Origin of the sequence: Pseudomonas sp. TNT2022 ID642 (genome assembly GCF_028656995.1) — a bacterium.
Classification (GTDB): Bacteria; Pseudomonadota; Gammaproteobacteria; order Pseudomonadales; family Pseudomonadaceae; genus Aquipseudomonas.
On sequence record NZ_JAMDGW010000009.1, the window covers coordinates 31950 to 43644 of the forward strand.

Consider the following 11695-nt stretch of genomic DNA (forward strand, 5'->3'; position numbering starts at 1 on the left):
GCCCAGACAATAAGGAATTTCCCGATGAGCATGCTCAAAGATCCGTCTTCGAAATACCGCGCGTTTCCTGTCATCAACCTGCCGGATCGCACCTGGCCATCGAAAACAATCGACACCGCGCCGATCTGGTGCAGCTCCGACCTGCGTGACGGTAACCAGTCGCTGATCGAGCCGATGGACGCGGTGAAGAAGCTGCGCTTCTGGAAAACCCTCGTTCAGGTCGGTGTAAAAGAAATCGAAGCATCGTTCCCGGCGGCTTCGCAAACCGACTTCGACTTCGTGCGCACCTTGATCGAAGAAGGCCACATCCCGGACGACACCACCATTCAGGTGCTGACCCAGGGCCGTGAAGACCTGATCGAGCGCACCTTCGAATCCCTGCGCGGCGCGAAGAAAGCCATCGTTCACTTGTACAACGCTACCTCGCCTTCTTTCCGTCGCATCGTCTTCAACCAGGACAAGGACGGCATCAAGGCCATCGCCGTGAACGCGGCCAAGCTGTTCGTCAAATACGCGGCGATGCAGCCGGACACCGAGTGGACTTTCGAATACTCGCCGGAAACCTTCAGCGCCACCGAGCTGGAATTCGCCAAGGAAGTCTGTGACGCAGTGATCGAGGTGTGGAACCCGACACCTGAGCACAAGATGATCCTCAACCTGCCGGCCACCGTTGAATGTGCGACCCCGAACGTCTACGCCGACCAGATCGAGTGGTTCGGCCGCAACATCAACCGTCGTGACAGCGTGATCATCAGCCTGCACACCCACAACGACCGTGGCACCGGCGTCGCCGCTACCGAGTTGGGCCTGATGGCGGGTGCTGATCGCGTCGAAGGCTGCCTGTTCGGCAATGGCGAGCGTACCGGTAACGTCGACCTCGTCACCGTCGCATTGAACATGTACACCCAGGGTCTCGACCCGCAGCTGGACTTCTCCGACATCGACGGCGTGCGCAAAGTGGTTGAGGAGTGCAACCAGATTCAGGTTCACCCACGTCACCCGTACGTTGGCGACCTGGTGCACACCGCGTTCTCCGGCTCGCACCAGGATGCAATCCGCAAGGGCTTCTCCCAGCAGAAACCCGATGCACTGTGGGAAGTGCCGTACTTGCCGATTGACCCGGCCGACATCGGCCGCAGCTACGAGGCGGTGATTCGCGTCAACAGCCAGTCGGGCAAGGGCGGCATCGCTTACTTGCTGGAGCAGGAATACGGCATCAGCCTGCCACGTCGCATGCAGATCGAGTTCAGCCAGGTCGTGCAGCGTGAAACCGATCGTCTCGGCCTGGAGATGACCGCCAAACAGATTCACTCGCTGTTGATCAGCGAATACCTGCAAGCCAACACCCCGTACGCGCTGGTCAGCCATCGCTTGCAGGAAGAAAACGGCAACAGCGCCGTCGAAGTGGAAGTGGCGAGCAAAGGTCAGGGCGAAACCAACCTGCACTGGCGCGGCAAGGGCAACGGTGCGCTGGAAGCACTGGTCGCCGGCCTGCCGATTCCGGTGGAGATCATGGACTACAACGAACACGCGATCGGCGCGGGCACCAACGCTAAAGCAGCGGCTTACATCGAGCTGCGCGTGAATGGCGAACGTGCGGTGCACGGCGTGGGTATCGATGAAAACATCACCACCGCCAGCTTCAAGGCCCTGTTCAGCGCGCTGAACCGCTCGCTGAGCCAGCCTGAGGCGAAAGCGGCGTAATCGACCGCTGAAATGCAGAAGGCCCCGGAGTGCGAACTCCGGGGCCTTTTTTTGCCTGATGCGCTCGTTCCCATGCTCCGCGTGGGAATGCCTCAAGGGACGCTCTGCGTCCAGTGACGCGGAGCGTCACGGGCTGCATTCCCACGCAGAGCGTGGGAACGATCAGTTACCTCAGGTGAACTCGAAGGTGTCGGCATCCAGATTCGCCGGAAAGCGCTCGCGATACGCCGCCAGTGACGCCGCTTCCAGCACCACCTTAAACACACCATCCGCCTCCCCCGCCGCCAGCAAGGTTTCACCCTGGAAATCCAGCACCTGACTGTCTCCGGTATACGCGAAGCCCTTGCCGTCGGTGCCAACGCGGTTCACCGCCGCCACATAACAAAGGTTTTCGATCGCACGCGCCGGCAACAGCCGATTCCAGTGCAAACGCCGCGCACCCGGCCAATTGGCGGTGTACAGCAGCAGATCCGTATCCTGCGAATCACGACTCCACACCGGAAAGCGCAGGTCGTAACAAATCAGCGGACGCACACGCCAGCCCTTGAGTTCGAACTGCACCTGACGTTCGCCAGGGGTGTAATGGTTGTGCTCACCAGCCATGCGGAACAGGTGACGCTTGTCGTAATGCAGCACTTCACCGTCCGGCCGCGCCCACAACAGGCGATTGCGATGGCTGCCGTCGGCGGCCTGAATGATCACACTGCCGGTGATCACGGCATCGAGCTTCGCCGCCTGAACCCGCAGCCACTTGCTGGTCGGACCGTTCTCGGCTTCGGCAAGGGTTTCGGACTCCATGGAGAATCCGGTGGTGAACATTTCCGGCAGGATGATCAGATCCGCCCCACGCGCCTGCTCCAGCAACACTTCGAAATGCTCGAGGTTGGCCTGGCGGTCATGCCAGGCCAGGCTGGTCTGGATCAGCGCCAGATTGAGATCGGGCAATGCACTCAGATCACGCATAGTTTCGCCGCCGCTTCACGCAGCGTCTCCTCGCGTTTGGCAAAACACAGACGCACCAGGCGTTGGCCTTGCGGTGGATTCTGGTAAAACACCGACACCGGGATACTCGCCACGCCGTGTTCGCGGGTCATCCACGTGGCCATCTCGACGTCGTTCAGGTCAGGCCGAATCTGCGAGTAATCGACCAGTTGGAAGTAGGTGCCGGTGACTCGGGTGAAGGTGAAGCGCGACGGCGCCAGCAGATCGCAGAACAGATCGCGCTTGGCCTGATAGAAACCCGGCAGCTCTTCGACGTGCTCCGGGTGCTCGGCCATGTAATCGGCCAACGCGTATTGCAACGGCGTGACACCGCAGAAGCTGACGTACTGGTGAACCTTGCGCAACTCGGCGGTCAGCGCTGGCGGTGCGACGACATAGCCGGTTTTCCAGCCGGTGACGTGATAGGTCTTGCCGAACGAGCTGACCACAAACGCACGCTGATACAGCTCTTCATGGGCAAGCACGCTAACGTGCGGCACGCCGTCGAACACCAGATGTTCATAGACTTCGTCGCTGATCAGGTAGATGTCACGATCACGGATCAGTGCCGCCAGTTGATCAAGTTCGGCACGGCTGATCAGCGCGCCGCTCGGGTTGTGCGGGGTGTTGATGACGATCATTTTCGTGCGCGGACTCAGGGCCGCGGCGAGCTGGTCGAAATCGATGGAGAAATCGTTCGGGTTCAACTGCACATGCACGCAGCGACCACCCGCCAGCTCTGTCGCCGGTTCGTAGCTGTCGTAGCACGGATCGAACACGATGACTTCGTCGCCGCTGTGGATAACCGCCTGAATCGCACAGAAGATCGCCTGGGTCGCGCCCGGCGTCACCGTCACTTCACTGTCAGCATTGACCTGCACGCCATAGCTGCGAGCGATTTTCGCCGCAATCTGTTCGCGCAGCGCCGGCAGCCCGGTCATCGGCGAATACTGGTTGTGGCCACTGGCGATGTGCCGACCGACCGCATCACGCAGCGACTGCGGGCCGTCAAAATCAGGAAAACCCTGAGACAGGTTGATCGCGCCGGTCTGCGCCGCGAGCTGAGACATCTGCGTGAAAATAGTGATGCCGACATTCGGCAGCTTACTGGTGATCATCGGGGGTTCCCTGCTCAACACCCGGCTCTGACGACGGCGCGGGAGAGCCCGAGGATAGCCCATCCGGCGCCCATAAAAAAAGGGCGCTCTGGTGAGCGCCCTTCTTATCGCCGAACCCATGTAGGAGCTGCCGAAGGCTGCGATCCTTTGATCTTGTCTTTGAAGCAAAATCAAAAGATCGCAGCCTGCGGCAGCTCCTACACGAAGTGATAAATCACTTCTTGTCGCGGCGCTTCTTGTCGGCTTTCTTGTGGTGCGACATCAAGCGACGCTTCTTGTTGACCTGGCGGTCGGTCAGCGTGGTCTTGTTGCCTTCGTACGGGTTCTCGCCGCCCTTGAACTCGATGCGGATCGGCGTACCGACCAGCTTCAGCACACGGCGGTAAGTGTTCTCCAGATAGCGCACGTACGACTTCGGCACTTTCTCGATCTGGTTACCGTGGATCACGATGATCGGCGGGTTAGCGCCACCCAAGTGAGCGTAACGCAGCTTGATCCGGCGGTTGTTGACCATCGGTGGCGCGTGCTCGCCAACGGCGTCTTCCAGAATCTGGGTCAGACGGTTGGTCGGCCAGCGGGTGACCGCCGACTTGAACGAGTTCTGTACGGATGCGTAGAGGTTACCCACGCCAGTGCCGTGCAGGGCCGAGATGAAGTGAATGTCGGCGTAATCAACGAAGAACAGACGACGTTGCAGCTCGACTTTGACGTAGTCGCGCTCGCTCGGCGTCATGCCATCCCACTTGTTGATCGCGATCACCAGCGCACGACCCGACTCAATGGCAAAACCGAGCAGGTTGAGGTCGTGATCGACCACGCCTTCGCGGGCGTCCATCACGAAGATCACCACGTTGGCGTCTTTGATCGCCTGCAGGGTTTTGACCACGGAGAATTTTTCGACTTCTTCGTGGATCTTGCCGCGCTTGCGCACACCAGCGGTGTCGATCAGCGTGTACTTCTCTTCATTGCGTTCGAACGGAATGTAGATACTGTCACGCGTGGTGCCGGGTTGGTCGTAGACGATTACGCGGTCTTCACCGAGCATGCGGTTGACCAACGTCGACTTGCCCACGTTCGGACGGCCGATGATGGCGATCTTGATCCCGTCTTTTTCGCTTGGGCCAGGAATGCGCTTGGCTTCCTCGCCTTCGGCAACGATCTCTTCTTCGCCGTCTTCCGGCTCTTCTGCGTCTTTGGGGAAATCACCCAGGGCGATTTCCAGCATCTGCGTGATGCCACGGCCGTGAGCACCGGCGATCGGGATCGCGTGGCCCATACCCAACGGAGCGAATTCAGCGCGGGCCATTTCCGGGTCAATGTTGTCGACCTTGTTGGCGACCACGTAGGAACGCTTGTTACGTTTGCGCAGGTGTTCGGCGATCATCTGGTCGGCGGCGGTAAAACCTGCCTTGGCATCTACCAGGAACAGCACAACGTCTGCTTCTTCAATGGCCAGCAGCGACTGCTCGGCCATTTTTTCGTCCATACCGTGCTCGTCACCGGAGATACCACCGGTGTCGACCAGAATGTAGGAACGCCCTTGCCACTTGGCCTCACCGTACTGGCGATCACGGGTCAGACCGGACAAGTCGCCGACGATGGCGTCACGAGTCCTGGTCAGGCGGTTGAACAAGGTGGACTTGCCGACGTTCGGTCGGCCCACCAGGGCGATTACGGGAACCATGCGGCTCTCCACTTCGTTATTTCAGAAAATACAAAAGCCGCTGCGAGGCAGCGGCTGGTGCTCGGGGCAACGCCTGTTAGCGCTGCAAGCCCCATGAATCCGGGGCCGCCTGGGGGTTTAACCCCAAGCATAGTTGTTACTTGATGGTCAGGGCTTCCAGTTTGCCGCTGTTGCCATATACATAAATCGTGTCACCCACCACCAGCGGACGGGCACGCAGGCCGTCGCTGTCGATGCGCTCACGGCCGACGAAACGACCGTCAACCTGGCTCAGCAGGTGCAGATAACCTTCCAGGTCACCCACTGCAACATAGCTGGAGAACACTTCCGGGGCCGACAGTTGACGGCGGGCCAGCGAATCGTTGCTCCACAATGCTGTGGTCGAACGTTCGTCGACGCCTTCAACGGTGCCCGAGGACAGGCTCACGTAAACGCTGCCGAAACCCTGAGCGATACCGGCGTAGCTCGACGCATCGCGCTGCCAGAGTTGACGACCGCTTTCCAGGTCCAGTGCCGCCACGCGACCCTGGTAGCTGGCAACGTACAGCGTACCGCCGGACAGCAGCAGACCGCCGTCGATGTCGACCACGCGCTCCAGTTCCGAACGACCCTGTGGAATCGCAATGCGTTGTTCCCAGACCGGCACGCCGTTGGAAATGTCCAGAGCGACCACTTTACCGGTCGACAGGCCAGCCACCGCGAGGCGGTTGGTCACCAGCGGTGCACTGGTGCCACGCAGGGTCAGTACGGCCGGCGTGCTGTCGTACACCCAGCGCTGGGTACCGGTCGATGCATCCAGACCGATCAGACGATCGTCCTGAGTCTGCACCACTACTACGTCACCGTTGTTGGCCGGTGGCGCGAGGACTTCGCTGTTGACGCGAGCGCGCCACTTCTCTTCACCGTTGCTGGTGTCCAGAGCGACGACTTCGCCACGCAGCGTACCGATCAGAACCAGACCGTAACCCACGCCCACGGCGCCGGAGACGGGCAGCTCAAGATCCTGCTTCCACTTCACATCGCCATTGCCGCGATCCATGGCCATCACCACGCCGGTCACATCGGCCGCGTAGATGGTGTCACCGTCGATCGCCGGCACCAGCATGTTGTAGGTTTCGCCCTGACCGTCACCGATCGAACGACTCCACTGCTTTTGCAGAACCACTTCTTCTTTGAAGTCGGTCAGTTCAGCCGGTGGCAATTCTTTCTTGCTGTTGCTGCTGCAACCCGCGGCCAGAAGGGCCAGAGCCAGCAATGCTGCATGCTTCCAACGGATCACGTCACGCATCCCCTTTGGCCAGGTCGTCGAGCTTGATTTGAAGGCCACCGACCGCCGCTTCATCCGACAGTGCCGCCTTGGCTTTTTGATACGCCTTGTTCGCGTCATCGGTACGGCCCAGCTGTACCAGCAGGTCGCCCTTGAGTTCTTCGCGAGTGGCCAGGAACGCTTTGTCGGCATCGCCGTCGAGCAGTTTCAGGGCGTCATCGGCCTTGTTCTGCGCGCCGAGTACCTGCGCCAGACGCTGACGGGCGATTTCGCCCAGCGCCGGGTTGGCCGGTTTGTCGACGATGGCTTTCAGTTCGGTCGCGGCGTCATCCAGCTTGCCGCTGTCGACCGCCACTTTGGCGACGAACAGGCTACCGTATTGCGCGTAGGCAGAACCGCCGAATTCGCTGTTGAGCTTGCCGGCCAGGTCCGCAACGCGGGCCGCATCAGGCTTGCCATCAGGCGTCAGCGTGGTTTCCAGCAATTGCTGATAGAGCACCGAGGCGCCTTGCGACTGGTTGCTCTGATACTTGTGATAAGCCTGCCAGCCGAACACGATGACCAGCGCCAACAGGCCGCCGGTGACCAGAGGTTTGCCGTTGCGTGTCCACCAGTCCTTCAAATCCGCCAACTGTTCGTCTTCGGTACTCGACACCCCAATACTCCTTAATCGCTAAATCGGCTGTTTGGACAGCTTCAACCCTGCACGACGCAGGTGGCCAGGTGAGCGGCGAGCGCATCCCAGGCAATGCTTTGTTGTTCGCCCTGGCCACGCAGGGGTTTGAAACCTACCACTTGCTGGGCCATTTCGTCGTCACCCAGAATCAATGCGTACAACGCACCGCTCTTGTCGGCTTTCTTGAACTGGCTTTTGAAGCTGCCGGCGCCGGCATTGACTTGCAGACGCAGGTTTGGAAGTTGATCACGAACACGCTCAGCCAGGGCCAGACCGGCCAGCTCGGCTTCTTCACCGAAGGCGCACAGATAGACATCAACCTGACGGGAGATTTCTTCCGGGATCTGCTCGAGGGTTTCCAGCATCAGCACCAGACGTTCGATGCCCATGGCGAAACCTACGCCGGTGGTCGGCTTGCCGCCCATCTGCTCGACCAGACCGTCGTAACGACCGCCCGCGCAAACAGTGCCCTGAGCGCCGAGCTTGTCGGTGACCCATTCGAAAACGGTTTTGCTGTAGTAATCGAGGCCGCGAACCAGCTTCGGGTTGAGCACGTAAGGAATGCCGACGGCATCCAGACGCGCTTTCAAACCTTCGAAGTGCGCACGCGACTCGTCATCGAGGTAGTCGGCCATCTTCGGCGCATCGACCAGCACCGCTTGAGTGTCGGCATTTTTCGTGTCGAGCACGCGCAGCGGGTTGGTTTTCAGGCGACGCTGGCTGTCTTCGTCGAGCTTGTCGTGGTGCGCCGAGAGGTACTCGACCAGCGCTTCACGATAGCGACCACGGGACTCGCTGGTGCCGAGGCTGTTGAGTTCGAGCTTGACCGCATCACGAATGCCCAGCTCGCCCCACAGGCGCCAGGTCATGGTGATCAGCTCGGCGTCGATGTCCGGACCGTCGAGGTTGAAGACTTCCAGACCGATCTGGTGGAACTGGCGATAACGGCCTTTCTGCGGACGCTCGTGGCGGAACATCGGGCCGATGTACCAGAGTTTCTGCACCTGGCCACCGCCGGTGATGCCGTGCTCAAGCACTGCACGCACGCACGCCGCGGTGCCTTCCGGACGCAGGGTCAGGGAGTCACCGTTGCGGTCTTCGAAGGTGTACATCTCTTTTTCGACGATGTCGGTCACTTCACCGATCGAGCGTTTGAACAGCTCGGTGAATTCAACGATCGGCATGCGAATCTGCTTGTAACCGTAGTTATCCAGCAGACGCGCAACAGTGCCCTCGAAATAACGCCACAGCGGGGTCTGTTCGGGCAGGATGTCGTTCATGCCACGAATGGCTTGCAATGACTTGCTCACTTTAAATCCTTAAATTCGTTCGGCTCTTCAGTCAGGGTCAGCCGCGCGCAATTACGGCAGCGTCAGCTTCGACCTTTTCGGCCGCTTTCTGGCGGATCAGCCTTTCCAGCTCGTCCACCAGATTGTCATTCGTCAGTTTCTGCGCCGGCTTGCCGTCGATGTAAATCAGGTTTGGCGTGCCGCCGGTCAAGCCGATATGGGCTTCCTTGGCTTCGCCCGGGCCGTTGACCACACAACCGATCACCGCGACATCCAGCGGCACCAGCAGGTCTTCAAGGCGCCCTTCCAGCTCGTTCATGGTTTTCACCACATCGAAGTTCTGCCGCGAGCAGCTCGGGCAGGCGATGAAGTTGATGCCACGGGAACGCAGATGCAAAGACTTGAGAATGTCGTAACCGACCTTCACTTCCTCGACCGGGTCGGCCGCCAGCGAGATGCGGATAGTATCGCCAATCCCCTCGGCGAGCAGCATACCTAGGCCCACGGCGGATTTCACTGTGCCCGAACGCAATCCACCGGCTTCGGTGATGCCCAGGTGCAGTGGCTGAACGATTTCTTTCGCCAGCAAGCGGTAGGCTTCGACGGCCATAAACACGTCGGAGGCCTTCACGCTGACCTTGAAGTCCTGGAAATTCAGGCGTTCAAGGTGTTCGACGTGGCGCAGGGCGGATTCGACCAGTGCAGCCGGGGTCGGCTCGCCGTATTTCTTTTGCAGGTCTTTTTCCAGCGAACCGGCGTTGACGCCGATGCGGATCGGAATGCCGCGATCACGCGCAGCATCGACTACCGCACGAACACGGTCTTCGCGACCGATGTTGCCCGGGTTGATACGCAGGCAGTCAACACCCAGTTCGGCCACGCGCAGAGCGATCTTGTAGTCGAAGTGGATGTCGGCAACCAGCGGCACCTTAACCAATTGCTTGATCTTGCCGAACGCCTCGGCGGCGTCCATGTCCGGCACCGAAACGCGGACGATATCGACGCCAGCGGCTTCCAGACGATTGATTTGCGCAACGGTGGCGGCCACGTCATTGGTGTCGCTGTTGGTCATGCTCTGCACAGCGATCGGCGCATCGCCGCCCACCGGTACGTTGCCGACCCAGATCTTGCGCGAAACGCGACGTTTGATTGGAGATTCGCCGTGCATGACTTATTGACCCAACTTCAGGCGAGCAGTCTCGCCACTGGTGAACGGAGCGATATCGACCGGTTGGCCGTTGTAGCTGACCTGTGCGGCACGGGCAACGCCCAGACGCACGGCAAGCGGCGGCTTGCCGGAAACGGTGACGCTATCGCCTTTATGCTTGAGACCACTGAAGATCACTTTGCCACGACCGTCGGTCACTTGTGCCCAGCAATCGGCACTGAACTGCAACTGGACCTGACCGTCGCCAGCCACCGGAGCGGCCGCTTCTGCGGTTGGCGCGGCAGTAGCGGGAGCAACCGGCGCAGTGGTGGTCGGTGCTGGAGTCGCGGGAACGTTTGGTGCCGGGGTTGCCGGGGTAGCGACAACCGGCGCCGGCGTATGAACCGGGGCGGTTGGCGTGGCGGCCGGAGCGACCGATGCTGCTGGAGCAGTCGCTGGCGCAGCGGCTTCGGCACCGGTCGATTCAGCGGTGGTTTCAGACTGAGGCAGCGCCAGCGCTGTGGAAGTATCGGCCTGATTCTCTTCGACAGCCTGGTCTTCCGGCTCGTCGATCGGGTGAATCTGGGTGGTACCGTCAGCACCTTCGACTTCAACGTGCTCAGGCGCCAGAGACGTCAGGTCCTTGGTGCGCTGCGAAGTCTGATCCTGCCACCAGACGAAACCGCCGCCGATGACCGCGATCAGCAACAGCAGGCTGACAATACGCAAAATGGTGTGGGAAACCCGCACCGGCTCTTCAATACGACCAAGGGCGTGAACATTGCTGCCCTGAGAGTCGGTGCCGGTGGACTGGTCGAATTGCTGAACCAGAACGGTCTGGTCCATGCCGAGCAATTTGGCATAGGCGCGAATGTAACCGCGAGCGAAGGTATGCCCCGGCAGCTTGTCGAAAGCGCCGGCTTCAAGATTGCTCAGGGAAGTCACGGTGAGGTTGAGCTTGAGGGCCACTTCGGCCAGCGACCAGCCATTGCTTTCGCGGGCCTGGCGCAGGGTCTCACCGGGGTTAACGCGATTCGCTGCTACAACTTCGGGATGCGCCGCTTTCATCATTGCTCCGACAGGTATTGCTGATATTCCGGCGTACCGGGATAGAGTCGTTTTAATTGCAGGCCATAACTGGCGGCCTTGTCGCGATCTTCAAACACTTTTGCCAGCCGAACGCCGAGCAATAGACTACGTGCATTTTGTTCGGTCAGCAGGCTGAATCGGTCGTAATAGTCACGCGCGGGCACATAATGCCTGTCTTCGAAGGACAACTCAGCCATTTCCAGCAATGCGCGTGGTTGTTGGCGATTCAAACGCAGTGCCTTTTCCAGCTGCTGCTGCGCCAGATCACGCTGACCAAGCTTTGCTGCCGTCATGCCGAGGTTCTCGAACACACGCGAACGCTCAGGATACAGGGTATCGGCGGCGGCCTGTTCAAAACGCTCGTAGGCTTCTTTATAACGCTGTTGTTCGTAGAGAAAACTGCCGTAGTTGTTGAGGATACGGGCATCGGCGGGACGGGAGGACAAAGCCTTGCGAAAGTGTTCGTCGGCCAGCTCCGGCTCCATTTCGGACTGAAACACCAGCCCGAGGGCCGCGTTGGCGTCAGGATCGGAACCGTCGATTTCCAGCGCCTTCTTCAGCGGCACCTTGGCCCGTTCGGTCATGCCTTGCTGCAAGTACCCCAGCCCCAACTGCACGTAGGCAGCCCGCGCTTCATCGCGGCCCTTGCTGGTCTTCATCGGGTTGTAGTCACCCGACAGGACACAACCAGCACACAGGCTGGCCAACAGCAACAGCAGCGCAAAGCGCAGGGACATAGA

10 protein-coding genes are annotated in these 11695 nt (G+C 60.1%); 1 reads left to right on the top strand and 9 read right to left on the bottom strand.

What is annotated here, in order from left to right:
- The first annotated feature begins 24 nt into the window (after positions 1 to 24).
- A complete protein-coding gene (leuA, locus tag M5G26_RS10920; protein WP_007916856.1) occupies positions 25 to 1704 on the top strand; it encodes a 2-isopropylmalate synthase in 1680 nt (559 codons plus the stop codon).
- Positions 1705 to 1875: 171 nt separating this feature from the next.
- On the opposite strand, the gene M5G26_RS10925 is transcribed toward leuA, so the two are convergent.
- The 9 genes from M5G26_RS10925 to pilW all read right to left on the bottom strand — a co-directional run bounded on the left by M5G26_RS10925 (position 1876) and on the right by pilW (position 11692).
- Positions 1876 to 2667 (bottom strand): amidohydrolase, encoded by a 792-nt coding sequence (locus M5G26_RS10925; protein WP_273915306.1) that lies wholly within the window; start codon positions 2665 to 2667, stop codon positions 1876 to 1878.
- Positions 2655 to 3803: a pyridoxal phosphate-dependent aminotransferase gene (locus tag M5G26_RS10930; protein WP_273915307.1), complete on the bottom strand. Its 1149-nt coding sequence runs from the start codon at positions 3801 to 3803 to the stop codon at positions 2655 to 2657. The genes M5G26_RS10925 and M5G26_RS10930 overlap by 13 nt, the downstream gene beginning before the upstream one ends.
- Positions 3804 to 4017: 214 nt before the next feature.
- Positions 4018 to 5487: a ribosome biogenesis GTPase Der gene (der, locus tag M5G26_RS10935; RefSeq protein WP_095122497.1), complete on the bottom strand. Its 1470-nt coding sequence runs from the start codon at positions 5485 to 5487 to the stop codon at positions 4018 to 4020.
- Positions 5488 to 5623: 136 nt separating this feature from the next.
- A complete protein-coding gene (gene bamB, locus M5G26_RS10940) occupies positions 5624 to 6775 on the bottom strand; it encodes an outer membrane protein assembly factor BamB (RefSeq protein WP_122604869.1) in 1152 nt (383 codons plus the stop codon).
- Positions 6768 to 7409, bottom strand: a complete 642-nt coding sequence (locus M5G26_RS10945; RefSeq protein ID WP_122599078.1) for a YfgM family protein — start codon at positions 7407 to 7409, stop codon at positions 6768 to 6770. Before M5G26_RS10945 ends, bamB begins: the two co-directional genes overlap by 8 nt.
- Positions 7410 to 7450: 41 nt before the next feature.
- The gene (gene hisS / locus M5G26_RS10950) at positions 7451 to 8740 is read right to left on the bottom strand and encodes a histidine--tRNA ligase (protein WP_016984369.1); all 1290 of its coding nucleotides are present in this window, start codon (positions 8738 to 8740) and stop codon (positions 7451 to 7453) included.
- Between the two features lie 37 nt (positions 8741 to 8777).
- Positions 8778 to 9887: a flavodoxin-dependent (E)-4-hydroxy-3-methylbut-2-enyl-diphosphate synthase gene (gene ispG / locus M5G26_RS10955; RefSeq protein WP_008084646.1), complete on the bottom strand. Its 1110-nt coding sequence runs from the start codon at positions 9885 to 9887 to the stop codon at positions 8778 to 8780.
- A 3-nt stretch (positions 9888 to 9890) separates the two neighbouring features.
- Positions 9891 to 10934 (bottom strand): RodZ domain-containing protein, encoded by a 1044-nt coding sequence (locus tag M5G26_RS10960; protein ID WP_273915308.1) that lies wholly within the window; start codon positions 10932 to 10934, stop codon positions 9891 to 9893.
- On the bottom strand, positions 10934 to 11692 hold the full coding sequence (gene pilW, locus M5G26_RS10965; RefSeq protein ID WP_007916880.1) for a type IV pilus biogenesis/stability protein PilW: 759 nt from the start codon (positions 11690 to 11692) through the stop codon (positions 10934 to 10936). Before pilW ends, M5G26_RS10960 begins: the two co-directional genes overlap by 1 nt.
- Positions 11693 to 11695: the final 3 nt, after the last annotated feature.